20 protein-coding genes are annotated in these 18,374 nt (G+C 39.6%); 4 read left to right on the top strand and 16 right to left on the bottom strand.

The features are described from left to right. Window positions 1–184 precede the first annotated feature (184 nt). The 3 genes from ACHOLT_RS09685 to ACHOLT_RS09675 all read right to left on the bottom strand — a co-directional run bounded on the left by ACHOLT_RS09685 (window position 185) and on the right by ACHOLT_RS09675 (window position 1,680). Entirely contained in the window at window positions 185–733 is a 549-nt protein-coding gene (locus ACHOLT_RS09685; protein ID WP_425807615.1) for a CinA family protein, read from the bottom strand. 30 nt (window positions 734–763) lie between these two features. Beyond that, window positions 764–982: a hypothetical protein gene (locus ACHOLT_RS09680; RefSeq protein ID WP_425807613.1), complete on the bottom strand. Its 219-nt coding sequence runs from the start codon at window positions 980–982 to the stop codon at window positions 764–766. Between the two features lie 218 nt (window positions 983–1,200). Beyond that, window positions 1,201–1,680 (bottom strand): Lrp/AsnC family transcriptional regulator, encoded by a 480-nt coding sequence (locus ACHOLT_RS09675; RefSeq protein WP_425807611.1) that lies wholly within the window; start codon window positions 1,678–1,680, stop codon window positions 1,201–1,203. A 57-nt stretch (window positions 1,681–1,737) separates the two neighbouring features. On the opposite strand from ACHOLT_RS09675, the gene ACHOLT_RS09670 reads away from it, so the two are divergent. After that, window positions 1,738–2,490 carry an MBL fold metallo-hydrolase gene (locus ACHOLT_RS09670; RefSeq protein ID WP_425807609.1) on the top strand — a complete coding sequence of 251 codons (753 nt, stop codon included), beginning with the start codon at window positions 1,738–1,740 and terminating at the stop codon, window positions 2,488–2,490. Between the two features lie 261 nt (window positions 2,491–2,751). On the opposite strand, the gene ACHOLT_RS09665 is transcribed toward ACHOLT_RS09670, so the two are convergent. Beyond that, a complete protein-coding gene (locus ACHOLT_RS09665) occupies window positions 2,752–5,220 on the bottom strand; it encodes a bifunctional diguanylate cyclase/phosphodiesterase (RefSeq protein WP_425807607.1) in 2,469 nt (822 codons plus the stop codon). Window positions 5,221–5,526: 306 nt separating this feature from the next. Here ACHOLT_RS09665 and ACHOLT_RS09660 point away from each other — a divergent pair, with 306 nt between their 5' ends. The 3 genes from ACHOLT_RS09660 (at window position 5,527) to ACHOLT_RS09650 (ending at window position 7,466) form a co-directional block, all read left to right on the top strand. Then, entirely contained in the window at window positions 5,527–6,336 is an 810-nt protein-coding gene (locus ACHOLT_RS09660; protein ID WP_425807605.1) for a MerR family transcriptional regulator, read from the top strand. 89 nt (window positions 6,337–6,425) lie between these two features. Then, entirely contained in the window at window positions 6,426–7,100 is a 675-nt protein-coding gene (locus ACHOLT_RS09655) for a methyltransferase family protein (RefSeq protein WP_425807603.1), read from the top strand. Between the two features lie 51 nt (window positions 7,101–7,151). Then, on the top strand, window positions 7,152–7,466 hold the full coding sequence (locus ACHOLT_RS09650) for a DUF1992 domain-containing protein (protein WP_425807601.1): 315 nt from the start codon (window positions 7,152–7,154) through the stop codon (window positions 7,464–7,466). Between the two features lie 91 nt (window positions 7,467–7,557). Here ACHOLT_RS09650 and sigK read toward each other — a convergent pair whose 3' ends face one another. From sigK to ACHOLT_RS09590, 12 genes are all read right to left on the bottom strand, one after another. After that, window positions 7,558–8,307, bottom strand: coding sequence for an RNA polymerase sporulation sigma factor SigK (gene sigK / locus ACHOLT_RS09645; RefSeq protein WP_425807599.1), 750 nt, complete (start codon window positions 8,305–8,307; stop codon window positions 7,558–7,560). Between the two features lie 99 nt (window positions 8,308–8,406). Then, window positions 8,407–8,946 carry a type 4a pilus biogenesis protein PilO gene (pilO, locus tag ACHOLT_RS09640; RefSeq protein WP_425807597.1) on the bottom strand — a complete coding sequence of 180 codons (540 nt, stop codon included), beginning with the start codon at window positions 8,944–8,946 and terminating at the stop codon, window positions 8,407–8,409. Between the two features lie 112 nt (window positions 8,947–9,058). After that, window positions 9,059–9,607, bottom strand: a complete 549-nt coding sequence (locus ACHOLT_RS09635; RefSeq protein WP_425807595.1) for a PilN domain-containing protein — start codon at window positions 9,605–9,607, stop codon at window positions 9,059–9,061. Continuing rightward, a complete protein-coding gene (gene pilM / locus ACHOLT_RS09630; protein ID WP_425807977.1) occupies window positions 9,608–10,612 on the bottom strand; it encodes a type IV pilus biogenesis protein PilM in 1,005 nt (334 codons plus the stop codon). 36 nt (window positions 10,613–10,648) lie between these two features. Further along, the gene (locus ACHOLT_RS09625; protein ID WP_425807593.1) at window positions 10,649–12,715 is read right to left on the bottom strand and encodes an Ig-like domain-containing protein; all 2,067 of its coding nucleotides are present in this window, start codon (window positions 12,713–12,715) and stop codon (window positions 10,649–10,651) included. Between the two features lie 32 nt (window positions 12,716–12,747). Beyond that, the gene (locus tag ACHOLT_RS09620; protein WP_425807591.1) at window positions 12,748–13,170 is read right to left on the bottom strand and encodes a hypothetical protein; all 423 of its coding nucleotides are present in this window, start codon (window positions 13,168–13,170) and stop codon (window positions 12,748–12,750) included. A 9-nt stretch (window positions 13,171–13,179) separates the two neighbouring features. Beyond that, window positions 13,180–13,749, bottom strand: coding sequence for a PilW family protein (locus ACHOLT_RS09615; protein ID WP_425807589.1), 570 nt, complete (start codon window positions 13,747–13,749; stop codon window positions 13,180–13,182). A gap of 12 nt (window positions 13,750–13,761) precedes the next feature. Beyond that, entirely contained in the window at window positions 13,762–14,130 is a 369-nt protein-coding gene (locus tag ACHOLT_RS09610; RefSeq protein WP_425807587.1) for a type IV pilus modification PilV family protein, read from the bottom strand. A 28-nt stretch (window positions 14,131–14,158) separates the two neighbouring features. Then, entirely contained in the window at window positions 14,159–14,683 is a 525-nt protein-coding gene (locus ACHOLT_RS09605; RefSeq protein WP_425807585.1) for a pilus assembly FimT family protein, read from the bottom strand. 11 nt (window positions 14,684–14,694) lie between these two features. Continuing rightward, complete coding sequence (locus ACHOLT_RS09600) at window positions 14,695–15,900, bottom strand: type II secretion system F family protein (protein WP_425807583.1); 1,206 nt, start codon at window positions 15,898–15,900, stop codon at window positions 14,695–14,697. A gap of 40 nt (window positions 15,901–15,940) precedes the next feature. Beyond that, complete coding sequence (locus ACHOLT_RS09595; protein ID WP_425807580.1) at window positions 15,941–17,662, bottom strand: GspE/PulE family protein; 1,722 nt, start codon at window positions 17,660–17,662, stop codon at window positions 15,941–15,943. A gap of 74 nt (window positions 17,663–17,736) precedes the next feature. Continuing rightward, on the bottom strand, window positions 17,737–18,207 hold the full coding sequence (locus ACHOLT_RS09590; protein ID WP_425807578.1) for a competence type IV pilus major pilin ComGC: 471 nt from the start codon (window positions 18,205–18,207) through the stop codon (window positions 17,737–17,739). Window positions 18,208–18,374: the final 167 nt, after the last annotated feature.

Below are 18,374 nucleotides of genomic sequence, written 5' to 3'. Positions count from 1 at the left end.
AACGACAAAAACCGTCCAGTAGGACGGCCTTGTCTTAGTTTTTTCGTTTTTCTCATGTAGTTGTTGTATTTGTCTAGGAGGAGACTATCTGTATTCTAGCAAATCAATGTTAATAAATTTTTATCTTTATGTGATTTCTTTGTTAAGTTTTGCTGAAAATTTCCTGAAAATAATAAAGAGCCAATTATGTTAATGGAAGCTTACCCACTGCATTGATCAAATCGTTTTCAAGCAGTGCCTTATATATTGACTCAGCAACGTCTAAAACTTTACCCAGCACAATTTCTGTAACATATTCCTTTTGTTGCGGCCTCTCCATTATCGGTACACTTATCTTGCCGGCGGTTGCCTGTTCGGCATTAAACACAATAGAAAAGTAGACAACCCCTATTTCGCTGTCGTTATTATTCGGATCCACATTTGAAAAAGTGCCTGTTACCCCTATGGAAAAATCGGCCCCTGTATTCTTTCGTCCTTGTGTTGCCATAGCTTTAGCACATTCATAGCTGTAGACTCCATATTTTTCAATGATAGCTTTAGGTACACCGATATTTATTTTTTGTTGATTGGAATACGTCACATAACCACCCGGCGTTATCTCCGAAGCCCCTTCAACATTAGTGATCGTTGAAATAATATGTCCTCCGGTACAGCTCTCAACGGTGGTAACAGTTGCGTTCAACTCTTTAAGTAACGTTACAAGCCTTTCTGCAATTTCCAAAATATATTTCACTCTTTCATCCAATAAAAAAGATGTTTTTGTTTATTCATCGTCCGCCTTAATTTCTTCGATTGAATCGATAAGATTGACGTTAACAATATCCCCATCCGTAAGCGTAATTAGATATTCCGATTGAAGCTCACCTTCAAAACTTTGCTCAATAAACTGCAGGTCCTTTTCGGTTAAATAGGCTTGCCCCAAAAATCGTTCACCTGTTTCATCTACTGTGTAAATAGCGTATAACTTTGACAAACGGCTCACCCTTTCTTCGCAATCATCTCAATCTACCGTTCCTTTTATTAAATTTACTATGCTTTAATTCCTCTTAAAGCAGGAAAATTGCTTTGCTTATTATAACAAATCAAGACATTCTTCAATAAACCAACTAAATCCTGCTATTTTATAAAAATGATTAGTATAAAAAGTTAAGCTAAACTGCCTCAGTCCGCTTGACAGGGTGCAGTTCATTCTGCCCTACTTCAGCGAAATCCATTCTCTTTTATTTTTTCAATAGAAAGATTTACTCGATAATTACCAAACTTCAATATCTCATCTAAGAAACTAATCAACTCTATTTGATCAGCTGCCAGAACCTTGAGCAAATAGCATCCTTCACCACTTACGCGTCGTGCTTCCTGGATCATAGAATGATTCGTAATAAATTTCTGAAACCTAGTGTGGTCTGTTGTCTTCATAAATACGGTAACAAACGCTTCTAAAAATTTATCGTGTGATGGTTCAGCTACGTGGATAGTAAATCCTTTAATAATACCTATTTGCTCCAATCGCCGTACTCTATTAGCTACCGCCTGGCCGGTTAAGTGAACATGCTCGCCAATCTCTTGCCACTTAAGGCGAGAATTTTGTTTTAACAAGGAAATGATCTCATAATCTGTTCGATCAAGTAACTTTCCATGATTATTTTCATTCTGAAAGTCATCAGGCTTATATTGATTCACCAATCAATCAAATCCTTTCTTATAATTAACACAAGGAAACGCTAGGAGGGTGATCAAGTGGAAATTCAGTTAATTCGCCACGCTACGATGTTGATTAAAATTAAAGAGAAGAAGCTATTATTAGACCCGATGTTCAGTCCCAAAGGTACTTTGGACGCTGTTCCGGGAGTACTAAACACGAATAAAAACCCTTTGACCGATCTGCCTGTAGAGTTAGGTACTCTGCTTAATATTGATTCTGTATTGGTAACCCACACCCACCGTGATCACTTTGATAATGCAGCCATTGACATACTGCCCAAAAATATCTTAATAATTGGTCAACAACCTGATGCTAAGAAGCTTGCTGGATACGGATTTACCAATATTAAGCTGCCTCAAGAATCATTTGAATGGAACGGTATTGAGATTTTTCGGACCAGCGGTCAACACGGTACAGGTGATATTGGACAAAGTATGGGGCCAGTATCTGGCTTTGTCCTCCGCTCTCTTCATGAACCATCCATTTATATTGTCGGTGATTCCATATTATGTGATGAAGTTGAACAGGCTTTAAATAAATACAGGCCGGACATAACAATTTGTTATGCTGGGGCTGCACAGTTCAGTTCTGGAGAACCGATCACCATGACCGAACAAGATGTTTGCCGTCTGGCTCGAAAAGCGCCTTATACAAAAATAATCGTTACCCACATGGAGTCTTGGAATCATTGTGCACTTTCCCGACTGAAGTTGAAACAATATATAAATAAAGAAGGTCTATCTACGCAAATATATGTACCTGATGATGGAGAAATTATGAGCTTATAATATTGCAGGAAACAATCGCCTATTTTAATTTTAGCCATGCGTAGCGAACTTAAGCAAAGAAGAGAGACATGTTAAGTCTCTCCTCTTTATTTTATTCAATCAGTTCGTTTCTCTTTTTGAATTCCTAACATTCTTCGATTTTTCCGATATCCATGGCTCGCTCAATCAAATTGAGCCACTCCTTGTCCCGCTCCGTCAAACTTCTTGATATTACGTTCTAAATTTGAGCAGCTGATTTCCCTGAAAAGTGATATAAAGATATCAGTAGGTACTAACTTTGGGTTCTGAAAAATAATATCCCTGTGAATAATCTACATTCAGTTCTGATATTTTACTATATATTTCTTCTTCCGCTACAAATTCCGCAACAGTTTCTATTCCCAATTCGTTTGCAAAGGCTACTATAGTTTTAGTAATAACCTCTGCCGATTTATCTCGATGTATATTTTTTATTATTGATCCATCAATCTTTATATAGTCAACATTTAACTTCATAAGATAGTTGAAATTGGAATACCCTGTTCCGAAATCATCAATAGCAATTTTAGAACCATATTTTTTGATTTCTCTTATAAACTTTTCAACTTCGTCAAAGTCTTCTATCCCTTCTGATTCTACTATTTCAAATACAAATTTTTTAGGATTATTTGCTTTTTCTAACTTTTCTACAATTAATTCTCTAATTTCTTGGCTTTCTATATCTTGAATGTCAAGATTTATAGATATTTCACAATTTGTTTTATTGGTAGCTTCAAAGATTTTATCCAACATTATTATTGTTAATTCTTTATATAATCCAGCTTTCTTGGCAATATCCAAGAAATAATAAGGTGTTATAATTTCCCCATCCTCACCCAGCATCCTTATTAAAGCTTCATACTTACAAATTGTTCCAGAACGATTGTTAACTATAGGCTGAAAAAAAGGTACAATTCTATTATCAGATATAGCTTCTTTGATCCTTTTCGTCCATACTATATTTTCTTTGATAGCTTTATACATATTTAACGTTTCATTGTATATCTGGAATATCTTTTTATTTTTCTTAGCATAATGCAGCGCCATTTCGGCTTTTTCAAATAATGACTCTTCTCGCAGCGCAAGCCCCATAGTGACTACTAAATAAATATTACCTTCTTCATACAAAAGGCATTGATTGTGTATGATTTTTTGTAAAGACTTTATTGTATCTATAAATTCATCTTTTGATTTTTGATTATCTACGATTGCGAAAATATCTGAATATACTCGATAGGAATTTAAGCCATTTTGGTCGCAATACGAATCAAGGAATTTAGAAAAATCTTTTAAAACTAGATCCCCTATTGTGTTACCATAAAAATCATTGATATCATTAAATGATTTTATGTCAATAATCGCCAATTTGTCATATTTTTTTCCCGATAAATCGATAAGCAATTTACTTCGATTTTTCAAGCCTGTTAATTCATCTGTATGATATTTTTTCTCTAATTCTTTTGTTTTTTCATCCACCTTTTCTTCCAGCGTTAAATTTAATTGATTTAATTCTTCTCCCGTAGTTATTAAAAATTTATATAATGTCGAATATTCAGCGTCTACATAATTACTATTCTTAGTGTCATCAATATTTATTCTAATTTTTGCGTTTATATCTTCCGAAAGCAGCAGCATTGATACTGTTTCTGTATAAAAAGTATTTTCATTATTAACATTGTTAAATTCACCATAGACATAGAATCCACAGGCTTGTGAATTATCATCAAGTGGTCTCAGTTCATCAAGGGCCATTTTCTTAAGAAAATGTTTCCTGGCAGAACAGGAATAAATGAATAAACTTTCCCCCGGATATTGAATCATATTTTTATAAATTTCTGCCGATCCCTTTAAAATACTATTTAAATCACCAAAACCTATCCGTATTTTTTCCCCAGTCTCTATTCGCGAAGAAATAAGTATTTCAGTATCATTGAGATAACTCAAAACGGGTCTGCCCACATAGTTGTTATTCCTTTTTATCATTAAAGGAAATTGATATCTTGTATGCACAATTTCCTCACTGCTATTAGAATGTATATATTTATTATAAAATTCTTGAGCAGATAGATGATCTATACTTTTAATGATACGTCCGTTTGCCTCTGTTATTTTATGTTCTCTGCCGATAGGTATCCACTTAAAACTACTCGCTGTGTTAACAAATAAAGCATTACTTTCCAGAGCAGCAACAACAACCGCATCTTCTTCCACACCATTTTCTGTGAAAACATATGTCTTATCTAAATAATTACTTTTCCCTGCAATTCCCCCGGAAACAATCATATTGCGATTTATGGAGTTTACTCCGTCAAGAAAGTCTTGACCGTCAATGCTTACATCAGCAAAAGATATTAGAACTTTAGTATCCTGAGAAATCAATGTACGGGCTATTTTTACGCCCTTGTCAAAATCCGATATTTTTTCCTTAATTATTAACGTTTTAATTTGTGTTTTTTCAAATATACTTATAGAAATTAGGCATTCCTTATTTAAAATTTTATTATTAAGAATTTCTCCATCTGTCGTGGCCCCTATTATTTTGCATTGCGGAATCAACGCTATTAAATTTCTAATGACTTCTTCGATAAACTCTTTTTGATCTATTCCGGAAAATATTTGGACCAATATATTATCGTGTTTTATTATGTCGTTATGGCTTATAAATAACTTTAACGCTTCATAATTTTCATATTTTATATTATATGTTTTCATTTTTTATAATTCGCCTCGAATCTATAAAAAATTTTCTATAATCAATCTTTTTAAATAAGTATTCAGCGAAGTTTCTAAAATTCCTTTATAATGACTATAATTCACCAGTATTTTCTTTTATTTTATCATAGAATAAAATAAACCTCTAATGTATTCTTATAAATCCTGAATACTTCGGATTAGCTTGTTAAAGGGAGCGCCGCATGTGATGCTTCCTTTTAATAATAATTAGTTTCAATCTCCCCCAAATTAAATTGACTCCACCCTTAGGGTTGGGTTTAAAATGATTATGAAGGTGGGATAACGGTGAAAAATCGAGTAAAGATTAGTGATTTTGTTAAATTAACTGGAAGTACATTAAAAACCATTATCTATTACCATAAGATCGGTTTACTGCAAGAACCGGAGCGTTCTGCGGGAGGATACCGCTTATACGGGGCAGCAGAACTAACTCGTATGCAATTAATCAAACGTTTAAAATCCATGGGACTGGATCTAAAACGTATCAAAGAAATATTAGGTGATATACACAATCACAAGACCTTGCGAGAAGCCTTGCAATCCTTGCGAATTGAACTGCTAAACGAGAAGAAAAGCATTGAGGAACGAGTGGCGAAAATTGAATTGTTGCTGAGTGAAGACACCGTACTCCTAAAAGAGGATATTTTCGATTCCCCTTCTTTTCAAATGATTACAGAGATACTGAAGCCGGAGCAAATCGAAAATTATGCTCGAACCTGTCCGGAACTCTTCGACCAGCAACGAAAATTGTTTAGCATCCTGGATGATTTCAAATGGAGCGAGGATTACACGGATACTTTTCGAGCATTAGCCGAGTATTTTCAATCTCACCCTAAGCAATATGAAATTTCCTTAGATTATGGAGCGCGTCTGGCCAAACTATCCCAGCTATCCGAAAATGACCCCGAGATTGAAATTCTAGCCCGGGAATCTGCCGAATTTATTAAAAGCATTCCTGAATTAAGAAAGCTGTTATGCAACCAGGCGGGAATAAATAAACCTCTTGAAAGTTTATATAACGATATGGCAGCCAACGTTATTTCACCCGCTCGGATGAAACATATGCAGCTCCTCCAAAAATATCTCAACTCATAATTTAATTATACGATTACTTCTGAAATAGTATGGTTTCATAATCATAATAAGTGATTTAACTTTAATGACAGGATTTGGAGGGGATTTCAATGGAAGGTAATGATAAATTGTCAAAGCGAAAAGCCTATCTTGTTCCGATCATTATTATGTTTGTAATGGGTGTTATCCTGTTTCTTCCTGCAGGATCGTTTAGGTTTTGGCAGGCATGGATATGGTGGTTGGGCTTCTCAGTACTGACGATTTTCATGACCGCTTATTTTCTGAAGAGAAGTCCCGGACTGCTTTCAAGGCGAATGAAGTTTAAAGAAAAAAGAGAAGTGCAAAGACCCCCGGCTTTTCTAAACTTATATTATCTCGGTTATATAATTCCGGGAATAGATTATCGTTTTCACTGGTCAATCGTACCTGTTTGGATTGTCATTATAGCAAATGTTATCGTCTTCTTAGGATATATTTTTATTATCTATGTTTTTAAAGAAAACAGTTATGCTTCAACTGTTATTCAGGTTGAGCAAGAACAAAGGGTTATCACAACAGGACCCTATTCCATTGTTCGCCATCCAATGTACTTGGGTCTATTGCTAATGTCCTTATTTACACCTCTTGCACTCGGTTCTTATTGGGCACTAATACCTGCACTTTTATGTATCCCCTCATTAATCCTCAGGATAAAAAGTGAGGAAGAAGTGTTATCCAATGAACTCTCAGGGTATAAAGAATATTGCTTAAAGACACCTTACCGTTTGATCCCTTCAGTATGGTAATCGGTTCGGGAAGTAAGTTGTCAAATAATATAGAAGGGGGCCGGTCTCATTATGTTCGATAAAATCGTAGAAGAAAAAATTCAAGAAGCTATTAGAAAAGGCGAATTTGATAACCTACCCAAAAGAGGCAAAATCAATCTTGATGACTGGGCAAGACTTCCAGAGGATATTCGCATTGGGTATACGTTGTTGAAGAATGCAGGATACGTACCCGAAGAAGTGCAACTGTTAAAAGAAATCGAAGAATTGCGTAAGCAATTGGCCGGCAGCAATACCCAAGATGAAAAAGCAGTAATTAGCAAAAAGCTCACTGAAACCGAACTAAAATACAATTTAACAATGGAACTAAGAAACCGAAGAAGATGATTAGTGAGCATGGTCATAATCGAATATACCTTCGTTATAACAATGATAAAGACACGGTTTAAATTCCGTGTCTCTTTTATAAATGTTGAAATTACTTTTTCGGGTTATGATCCTCCATCTCTTCCATAAGTTTTTGAATTGCTTTCTTTTCTATTCGGGAGACATAAGAACGAGATATGCCCAATGCTTTGGCTATCTCGCGCTGCGTTCGCCGCGGGCTGTTCATGAGCCCATAGCGAAGCTGAAGGACTAATCGCTCCCGCTTGTTTAGTTTTACGACTTTCTCAAGGAGCGCTCGTTGTTCAAATTCACTTTCGACCCGATCTGAAATGGCTTCTCCCTCAAAGGCGAGAACATCCATCAATGAAATTTCATTTCCCTCTTTATCGACCCCAATCGGATCGTAAATCGATACTTCTCCTCGAGATTTTTTAAGAGAGCGCAAATGCATCAAAATTTCGTTTTCAATACACCGAGCAGCATAGGTCGCTAATTTCGTCCCTTTGCCTGGATCAAACGTATCAATTCCTTTGATCAGCCCAATTGTACCGATCGAGATCAAATCATCACTATCTTCTCCTGTTCCGTCAAACTTCTTGACGAGATGGGCTACAAGCCGTAGATTGTGCTCGACTAATTGATTGCGGGCATGCTCTGCCCGGCTTAACTCTTTTGTTCCGCAATCCGAACTTTTACTTGCTCGCAGAATTTGCAAATAGCGGGTTTCGTCTGCCTCACTTAAAGGCTGCGGAAATGCATTATTATTAATATACGATACAAGAAGGGTTACCCCTTTGAGTACGGATAAAGCGAGGCTGACAGCCAAAATCTCCGTCAACATGAAAATTCCCACCCCTTTCGCGCCTTGTTCTAATGTCTATGCGATAGGAGTGGGAATTCTGCTTTTCCACCTTTGTAATTTCTCGTTCTTTTTTTAATATTACGGGGTAAACATTTTGGCCGGAGCATCCAGGCCAAAAGGTGAATTCATAAAAGCAGGCTTACTCTGCGTTCCGCTTGATCCCGAATGAGTATAAGCCGCAAGTTTTAATTCAGCCTTCATAACCCCCTTTTGCGAGGTTAGATTAACTTCCCTCATCGCAACTTGCAAAGAGGGGCCATGCTGAAGGTCTTGAATAAGAGTTAACACCGAAGCAGGAGACCCTTCACACGTGAAGCTCATATCCATCTCTTGATAGATTCCTTTATTTTGAACATTATCAAATGTTAGGGACTGAGGATTGACTCCTTTTTGCTTGGCTATAAGGTATAAATTAACCAGGAGCTGAGCATTGTCTAACTTTCCGGTTATCTGTGTACCTTGCTGCTGCAATTTGCCCTGTAAATCCTGAGCCTCTTTCTGAAGCTGAGGGAGATTAAACTGAGCCCCCTGTAATTTTTGATAATACGCCACTCGTTTTGCCAGCTCTTGACTTTGCTCCTGCACTGCCTCTAGTTGAGGTAAAAGAAGATAACTCACATAGGCGTAAATCCCCCCAAGGATAAGAATAACGATTAAGATGATTTTTTCAATTTGTTCCTTTTTCAGATGAGTTCACCTGCCTGCTGCTATATAGATGACTATGGATTTATTACTTTAATTTAAGCTCTAAGGATATATTCTGAATTTTATCTTGCAGTGAAACCGTTTTAATATCCACTTTCTCAAACAGCCCCGAGTTTTGGAAACTAAGCCAGAAACGTGCCACATCGACGGGAGTTGGTACACTGAGCGTCATCTTAACACTTTTATCTTGCTGCAGCGAAAAAGATGAGACCGTTGTTCCCGCTGGGAGAAGAACCTTCAACTTTTCAAAGAGAGGACCTGGATCCACTGTATTCTGCTGTACAAGGTTCTGTATCTGCTGCTGATTTTGCATCTGGGCTTTGAGACTATCGATCTTCCTGTATTGTTGATCCACTGCACTTAGAGCACTGATTTTCTGATTTGTGGCTTGCATATCGTATTGAAGTTTAAATGACCAAATCCAAGGAGCACTCCCCGCAAGGACAAGCAAGAGAACTCCACTAACCCCCGTCGTAATCCACCGTCTTTTTTGGCGTGTCTGATGAACTCCGCTCTGAACAGCCTGAACCTGCTCCCAACGCAATACAAAATTAAAATCCTTTTTTTCTCGCATTTAGTCCTCCCGTAAAGCTAAACCATACAGGCTGCCATACTTTACCCAATCGTTTTCTGCAAGCTTTACTCCACTGCTATGGGAAGGCTTCCATTCATCGATGAAACCCAAATGCGTAGGGATTCCCAATTCCGTCTCAAAAAGTTCTGCTAAATACGGCAATGGGGCTAATTCTCCAGTGAGGTAAATTTCATCTACGTTTTTCCCAAAGTGACGCATCGCAAAAAAGCTTAAGAATTCTGCTAACGTTCTTAAAACCGAACTAAAGGTCTGAGTCAATTCTAAATGAACGCGTTCTGCTTGTTCAGAATCCTGGAGAGTTTCAAGATCCGGGTTCTCTTCTTGTTTTGGCGGCAAATCCGCCAGATCAGTCTCTAAATCAGAATAGAGAAAGAAAACTCCGTGTTCCAGCAAAAGAAATTCAACCCCGTCCGAATTGATATCAACGATAGCCAAATCCTTCAGTAGCTCGCCAGAATCCTTTTTCAGTATTTGCCTGCTTAATCGCCCGTACAGCCGTGCTAAACAATCGGACGCTAAGTCGACTACTTTCGGTTCAAGGCCCACTTCCTGCCACATCGACCACATCGGCTCCCAATGATATTTGGGTAACGCAGTGACAAGAACCTTTAACCGTTTCTGGCCTTCTTCTTCGACCTGTTCGACAACCCGGTAATCCACCAAATAGTCTTCAATATTGACCGTGAAATATTGCGCGACCTGTTCAGTCAGCAGTTTTTCCAAATCTTTGGCAGAAAGCAGAGGAAGAGTGATCATTCGCGTGATCACCCCTTGACAGGATAAAGTAAATTCCAACTTTTTAAGCGGTACTTTTTTCTTCTTAAGCCAAGTCCTCAGTTGTAAGACTTTTGAGACGGGCGACTCCGCTCCTTCTACATATTCATTTAAAGATAAAATATTCAGGGCCGGTTTACGCTGCGCCACCTTGACCTTAGCGACTACCCAGCGATTTCCACGTACAAAAGCGACCCACTTTTTCTTCATCAAGATGCTCAATCTCCTCTACATCGCTAAACATTATTAAGGGGGAAGCTCCCTTTCCCAAAGTGGCCCCTCACTGGGATTATAGGGATTAAAGACAACATTTAAGGTAGCCGATGCTTGCAATCCCTCGTATGATGCTGTAACAGTTACTGTTCCGGCAGAGTTGCCCGTGGCCACATTATTATTTACACTTGCAATTGTAGAATCCGAGCTTATAAACGAGGCAGAACTTGTGACATTCTCAGTCTGCTGATTAAAATGGGTTACCGTTACCGTATAGTCCTGAGTTCCCCCAATACTAATGGTTTTGTTTTGAGGGGTTATCATTAGTTGCATCAACATATCAACGTTTAAAGTTGCTGTAGCATGTATTCCATTATAGGTTGCAGTTATCGTTACCGTCCCGGGCGAAGAACCGGTAGCGATCACTTGATTGTTAACCTGGGATATATTCGCAATCGATGGATCCGAGCTGGACCATTGGACAGAATTTGTGACATCTTCAGTCTGCTGATTAAAATGGATTACCGTTGCGATATATTGCTGAGTCTCCCCAATACTAATGGTTTGATTTTGAGGGTCAATCCTGAGTACCCACTGATCAACAACAGTTAAAGTCGCAGAGACACTCATTCCCTGATAAGTGGCTGTAATCGTTGCCGTCCCGGGAGCTTTTCCCGTGACTACCCCTCTATTATCTATACTGGCAACGGCTGCGTCTGAATCTGGAATCGTCCAGGAAGCAGAACTTGTGACATCTTCAGGCGGCTGATTGAAATGAGTCATCATTACTTGATATTGCTGAGTTCCCCCAACACTGATCGTTTGATTTGGAGGATTAATCGTCAGCGCCGCCTGGTCAACAGTTAAAGTTGTAGAAACACTCATTCCCTGATAAGTGGCTGTAATCGTTGCCGTCCCAAGAGAAATCCCCGTAGCTACCCCTTTATTATCTATACTGGCAACGGCCGCGTCTGCATTCGGAATCGTCCAGGAAGCAGAATTAGTGACAGGTATTTCCGTTTTGTCCGGATTGACCAATGTCGCCACAAATGATTGCTTACCTCCTTCTGGAATGGTTGGATTTAGCGGACTAAGCTTTAATCCCTCAACTTCAAGCGTAGACTCAGCATCATTAAACAACGGAAGAGTTGCAACAATCTGTGTTTTGCCTGGAGATAAGCCTGTCGCCAGCCCTCTGGGGCTTGATGGAGAACCTATTGAAGCAATGTCTGAGCTTAATGATTTCCAGCTGACTAAAGGTGTAACATCCAAATAAATGGTGAAAATCCCAATGATTGATATTGTTGCACTCGCTTTAAACTGTTGTGTACCGCCTACTCCTACCTTAGCATTCAAAGGCGTTACTGTTAAATCCCCTTCTATAATGTTCGGTGCTACAAATAATACCGCATATTGAAAAAATCGGGATACAGGATCGTAGGCTTTAATGACTGCCATTCCTGAATTCAGCCCTTTTGCCAATCCATTCGAATCAATCGAGGCTACCCCGCCAAGAGCCTGAACAGTCCAACTAACCTCATTAGTAATATCGTCAGAATGACCATCCGAATAGATCAAATTAGCTGTGAATTGTTGCATTTGATTAACGTTAATATTAGCGATTTGGGGTAAGACGCTTAGTCGAAACGGGGTGCCAATATAAACTATTTCTGTATTAGTAGTTATATCAATTGAACTGAGCGGATTACCGTCAATTGTCCCTGTTGCACTAATTGTCCACTTCCCTTCAGTTGGAAATTGAACAGGTACCGAGCCGGATAATTTGCCACTATCGATCTGAAGCTTTTGCTGTACCACAACCTGCTGCCCTTGTGCATTCGTTAAGGTCAATGTCAGCTCAATCTTTCCCGGTGCAGGTTTAGGCTGACCTTCACCATTGTTCGTGGTAAAAGCATAAATCGTAACGTCTGTTGAAGCAATTTGAGTCGGTGTGCTATCTTTTTTTTGAAAATCCGGAGAGGTCTGAATAACAATCTTTTTGACTGCACTGCTGCTATCGGCCCAAACCGGCTTTGTAAAAAAACACAAACTAAGAAAAGCTGTAAACAGTAAAAGAAGGATGAACTTATTCTTTTTCATTACAGCCACCTCCAATAAACTCAAAAGCTCTCCTAGGGTTGTGCCGGGTTAGGTTTGGGAAAGGTATACTGCTCTTCAAGTGTACGCCTGATCCCGTGTTCATCTGGATAACATCCAGTACTGGTCAGGGTAAAAATATAATTATCTTCGGATGGAGATGTATGTATAGTAACTTCAAATATACCTTTGTAGGGATTAGGATTACCGGGAGTATCAAACGGATTTGTGAGTCCCATATGCGTGTCATCTATATAATATTCCGACGGATTATTACGTACCATCGCTACACCATAATTAATTCCCGCTTCAGCCATATAGAAAGCCTTTAATCCCTTTTCTTCAGAGCTTTCTAACTTATAATGATAGTTTATAAACGTAAAGAATACTCCTGAGATCAACAATAAAGTCATGATAGCAATAACCGCTGTTAATAATGCCGAACCACGTTCTCTCATATCTTCTCCTTAATAAAGGCGAGCCATAGTCACTAAACTAAAATCATTGCTTGTCGAATCCCTATCGCCTGCCGTTATTTTAATTAAAATTAAATGTTCGTCTGAAGGAGCTTGAGGAGCCCGACTAATTTTAACTAATTTTATAAATTCCGCTATTCGGTACTTAGGATTTGAATTCTGAGTCGTATCCCGATACCATAGCTCATCCTTATTTTGATCATAATAAATCCCCGTCCCCGCCGGAAGATTATTTGTATCAGAGCCAAGATACAATAAACATGTCACCGCTCCCGTGTCAGGACTGCGGTAATAGATCCCCGTGCTTTCATCATAATATTTCGCTCGATTTAAACGGATTTCATCAAGAATATGCATCATTGCTGCGCGGGCGTTTTGTTCGACCGTATTTTGATGCGTTGTCGTATTGAGCATACGAATTTCCCCGCGCATCATTTGGGAAACATATAACATTAAAAAGCCAAAGATAGTGACTGCTATCATTACTTCAATTAAGGTAAAACCTTTTTGATTATTTTCTGTATCTATATTTCTGAATGACCGAATTTTAATATTTCTCATTAAATCACCTACTTAGGGCTTTACTCGGTAAGTCTTCAGCGATACTTTCAGGTAATCATCATCGGGGTAAGTTGATGAGGAAACATTAACTTCGATCTCTTGAAGTGGTTCAGAACCAACAATTGGGACCACATTAATAACGGTTTCAAACGTGTTAAAGGGAGGTCCCGGCACATCCGTCACAGTTAATTGATCGACATTTTCAATCGCAGCTTCCAGTTGACCTGCAGCATAAAAAATCATTTGCTGACGAAGTTCCTGACGAGCTCTGTAGCGTTGAGCCACGGCATTACTTTGCGCAACAAATCCAACCCCAATTAGAAAGATCGTAATAGCGATCACAACTTCTAAAATTGTCATTCCCTGATCACGGTGCTTCATTCTACCACCCCGCCTGATCCTTCAAACCCTAAGGCCATGAAATGGACATATCCGCTGTTCCGGCTTCGAGATTGACCCTGACCCTCGCCGAAGTCTGAGTACTATTTAAGGCAATATCCGCAACTATTTCTCCAGGATTCTGCTGTGAGTATCCTGTATCATCAAACTTTAAAAATCCTCGGTAATCAAAGTAAAGATACCGTCCCACATCATTCGATAGGAGTCTTAAACTTGATGCGCTATCAAACGTAATCCTTGTATCAAACGTATAGGTATCGATAGTCGTGAGTATTGGGTTTCCCAGATTATCCTTATCCTCCCTGACTAGCTGAACCTGATTCTGTGTCATTTCGACCCGACAATTCTTCCGTTCATCCATCGCCATTTGCTTAGCCTGTCTCAGCCGAACTAAAACTTCATTTGCAGCTGTTTCCAGTCGATAATGATCCAGCACCGACTGATAATGAGGGACAGTTACCGTGGCCAAAATCCCGATGACCGCAATAACGATCATGATTTCAATCAGTGTAAAACCTTCACTCGCACGTTTCATCTGCATCATTCCTATTTCGCGATATTGGACATATTAAAGATCGGAAGAGCAATCGAAATAATCATGCCCCCGGCGAAGATTCCAATAATCACAGTAAAAATAGGTTCAACCATAGCTACCATCCGTGCTATGCCGATTTCTACTCTTCTGTCGTAGTGATTCGCCACTTCCTCCATCAATTCCTCCAGACGACCTGTTTCTTCACCAATCGACATCATCTGAATGACCATCGGATCAAAAAACTTTTCCACACCAAAAGCCGATGTGAGGGTCTCGCCTTGAATAATCCGCTCTTTTACCCGCATTGCGGCGAGTCGCGGCACCTCGTTACCCAGAATATTTTCCATAGAATTTAAAATCGTAACGATGGGGATGGACGAGTGAAGAAATAAGGCTAGCGTTCGAGAAAACCGTGCAATAATGACATTACGCATATTTTTTCCTAAAAGAGGCAGACGAAGTAAAAAGGCATCGAGATAATAGCGTACTTTCGGAACCTGAGCAAGACGTTTGAGGCCTATGATTGCAATCCCCAGGCCAATTATTATATATACTGCATTGATGCGAAGAAAATGAGCCGAATCAATAATGATTTGCGTAACCATCGGCAATTTTTGACCATTTTGAGCCATTAAATCCGTAATCTCCGGTATGATAAAATTAATAAAGAAAATCATGAGTCCGATCAAGACAACGGTTAAAATAACAGGGTAAATTGCCGCACTTGTAATTTTTTTGCGGATAAAATTTTCGCGTTCATAATATTCCGCCATACTCGTGAGTACTGAATCAAGACTCCCGCTTTCTTCACCCACACCGACCAGATTGATCAACAGGTCTGGCAAGGCTCCTTTGCAGTCACGCATCGACTGTGATAAAGAATTTCCGCGGCTGACGCCTTGAAAGATTGTTTCTAAAACTCCTTTGAGGCGTTTATCTTCCGCCTGAGTTTGCAGAATATCCAGACCTCGTACCAAGTTCGCCCCTGAACGAATCATCATGGCGAGCTGACTGCAAAAAGACGAAACCGATTCGTATTTCACTTTGCCCTGAATTTTTTGATTGATCATCATATCAAGGCTGCGAACCTCGCTTAATGAAATCACTTGCCAATTATTATCAATTGCACTTCGTCTCGCAGCATCGATATCGACGGCTTCCATAACCCCTTCAACTAGAGCCAATTTTTCATCAATTGCTTTATATTTAAACTGCATAGGGAATCACTTCCTTTGACCAGGCTCAAAAAAGGAGCTATCAATCATTAGCATACGTAACGCGCAAAAGTTCATCAATCGTCGTCGTCCCTTGAAGCACCAAATCAGCCGCCGAATCCTTTAAGGTGGTCATTCCTTCGCGGATTGCAAAACTTCGTAACTCATCAACAGAAGCACTTTTATCGATTAGCTGGCGATGACCGGTTGTAATCGGCATAATCTCGAAAATAGCGATCCGCCCTTTATACCCGCTATGATGGCAATATGAACAGCCCGTGCCCTTTTTTAAAGTCAGCGTCGACTTAGGGTCAACACCCAGTAAGGCGTAATCTTTAGTCTCTGCCGGATACTCCTGAATGCATTGGGGACAAATTCTTCGCACCAACCGTTGTGAAATAATTCCTAACAACGAAGCAGAAAGCAAAAAAGGCTCAATCTCCATATCGACTAAACGCGTAATCGCACTCGCAGCATCATTCGTATGAATCGTAGATAACACCAAGTGACCTGTTAAAGCAGACCGGACCGCAATCTCTGCCGTCTCTCCATCACGCATTTCTCCAACCATGATGATATCAGGGTCCTGACGCAGGATAGAACGAAGACCCGAAGCAAACGTAAGACCGGCTTTAGGATTCACTTGCATCTGGTTAATCCCCTTAAAATTAAACTCGACCGGATCTTCCAAGGTCACGATATTCTTTTCCGGCGTATTCAATTCGTTGAGCATAGTATAAAGGGTCGTAGTTTTACCGCTGCCAGTAGGACCTGTAACCAATACGATACCGTAAGGCTTATGAATGAGATTCTCAAACATCTCCGAATCTTTCCCCTGAAGTCCTAAAGCCTCTCTTCCGAGTACAACACTGGATTTATCAAGAATACGCATAACCACTTTTTCACCATACATCGTCGGCAATGTAGAGACCCGCAGATCGACGGGTTTATTGGCAACTAAGTAAGAAATCCGGCCGTCCTGAGGTAAACGCCGTTCGGCAATATTCAAATCGGCCATAATTTTTACCCGGCTTACAACCGGACCTGCCATGCTGATATGGGTCCGCATGATTTCGCGTAATACTCCATCAATCCGGAAACGGACGCGCAGCTCCTCTTCTATCGGTTCAATATGGATATCGCTGGCTTGGTTATTGATTGCATTTTCAATAATGGTATTCAGGAATTTAATGATCGGAGTCGCTTCTTCATCATTAGATTCCCCGCCATAGGACAGGGCGGTTGCCGTCGCTCCCTGAGCCGTAGCGGCAACCTGAGCGATGCCCATTTGTTTCGCATATTCGCGCGCGGCTTGCTCCGCTTCTCTTCGTCCGTAAAAGCGATCGATCGCCTTGAGAATGTCGCCTTTTTTCGCAAGACATGGTTTAAGCAGCATATTCGCCGCTAAACGGAGGTCATCCATTGCAAAATAATCCGTCGGATCACTTGTCGCAACCATCAATTGGCCATTTTGAATTTCCACAGGAAGAACAGTATACTTGCGTACCACATTTTCAGGAAGCATTTTTAGAACAGAATCCTGAACAACGACACGATTTAAATCAATGACAGGAAGCCTTAACTGACTCTGCATTGTCCGTAAAATATCATCTTCTGTAACAATTTTTTGCTGAATTAACGTCTCTCCTAGACGCAATCCCAAAGACTTCTGTAAGCGCAAGGCTTCTTCAAGCTGTTCAACTGTGATTACGCCGCCTGCGACTAAAATCTCGCCAAGGCGTTTGCGTTCCTGATGTAGTGCCAAAGTAAGTCCTCCTTTCGTCGAACTCAGAAGCTAAAAAAGGGTGTTTTAGTAAACACCCTAAAAGTAAGACATTATTATGGGTTAACTGTTACAGTCTTATCTGTCATTCGATTTCGATTACTATCATAAGCATCAATTGTTATTGGATCGGCTCCTGCTGTAACAGTTACATATATCTGTCCAGCCACCGCTGTATCAGGTGCTGCTGCAGCAGATACTGTAATTCTTGTTGCACCACCTAATGGATTAACCATTGGATCAGCCCCTGTAGTCATAGCGTTTGTAATATCAGTTACCAAATCAGCTGTTGGAGTATTTGCATTATTCCAACTTGTAATTCTACTTTGTACATAACCTTCAACCATTCTGATATTAGTATCAATCCCTGCAGACCTTGCCTGGGTTTTAACATTTCCAACCCTCGGTACTAACACAACCGCCAAAATCCCAATAATCGCGATAACAATCATGAGTTCGATTAACGTGAAACCATTGTCTTTTCTTCGTTTGACCATTCTTTGAACATCCATTTTAATTTCGCCCATCGTCAATCCTCCTATGTTCTTATATTCACGTTTAATTAGATGAGGCTAATCTACTTTTTATGTATAAAATCTTTAAACACGGCTTATATTTTTCCTAATTTTAGGACTATTGACCTATTGACTCTTCCCTCATCCCAGGATTCATTCTACAAGATATCCTAAAAAAA

This window comes from Desulfitobacterium nosdiversum (genome assembly GCF_049860565.1).
In the GTDB taxonomy this organism is placed as follows: Bacteria; Bacillota; Desulfitobacteriia; order Desulfitobacteriales; family Desulfitobacteriaceae; genus Desulfitobacterium_A; species Desulfitobacterium_A nosdiversum.
This window is presented reverse-complemented; position numbering and strand designations above follow the sequence as displayed.

Bases quoted from the DNA above. Each gene is read 5' to 3' on its own strand.
- ACHOLT_RS09635 (WP_425807595.1), bottom strand. From the start codon at position 9,607: ATGCGAGAAAAAAAGGATTTTAATTTTGTATTGCGTTGGGAGCAGGTT.
- ACHOLT_RS09615 (WP_425807589.1), bottom strand. From the start codon at position 13,749: ATGAGAAATATTAAAATTCGGTCATTCAGAAATATAGATACAGAAAAT.
- ACHOLT_RS09620 (WP_425807591.1), bottom strand. From the start codon at position 13,170: ATGAGAGAACGTGGTTCGGCATTATTAACAGCGGTTATTGCTATCATG.
- ACHOLT_RS09590 (WP_425807578.1), bottom strand. From the start codon at position 18,207: ATGGGCGAAATTAAAATGGATGTTCAAAGAATGGTCAAACGAAGAAAA.
- sigK (WP_425807599.1), bottom strand. From the start codon at position 8,307: ATGTTGACGGAGATTTTGGCTGTCAGCCTCGCTTTATCCGTACTCAAA.
- ACHOLT_RS09610 (WP_425807587.1), bottom strand. From the start codon at position 14,130: ATGAAGCACCGTGATCAGGGAATGACAATTTTAGAAGTTGTGATCGCT.
- ACHOLT_RS09655 (WP_425807603.1), top strand. From the start codon at position 6,426: ATGGAAGGTAATGATAAATTGTCAAAGCGAAAAGCCTATCTTGTTCCG.
- ACHOLT_RS09665 (WP_425807607.1), bottom strand. From the start codon at position 5,220: ATGAAAACATATAATATAAAATATGAAAATTATGAAGCGTTAAAGTTA.
- ACHOLT_RS09650 (WP_425807601.1), top strand. From the start codon at position 7,152: ATGTTCGATAAAATCGTAGAAGAAAAAATTCAAGAAGCTATTAGAAAA.
- ACHOLT_RS09600 (WP_425807583.1), bottom strand. From the start codon at position 15,900: ATGCAGTTTAAATATAAAGCAATTGATGAAAAATTGGCTCTAGTTGAA.
- ACHOLT_RS09625 (WP_425807593.1), bottom strand. From the start codon at position 12,715: ATGAAAAAGAATAAGTTCATCCTTCTTTTACTGTTTACAGCTTTTCTT.
- ACHOLT_RS09605 (WP_425807585.1), bottom strand. From the start codon at position 14,683: ATGAAACGTGCGAGTGAAGGTTTTACACTGATTGAAATCATGATCGTT.
- pilM (WP_425807977.1), bottom strand. From the start codon at position 10,612: ATGAAGAAAAAGTGGGTCGCTTTTGTACGTGGAAATCGCTGGGTAGTC.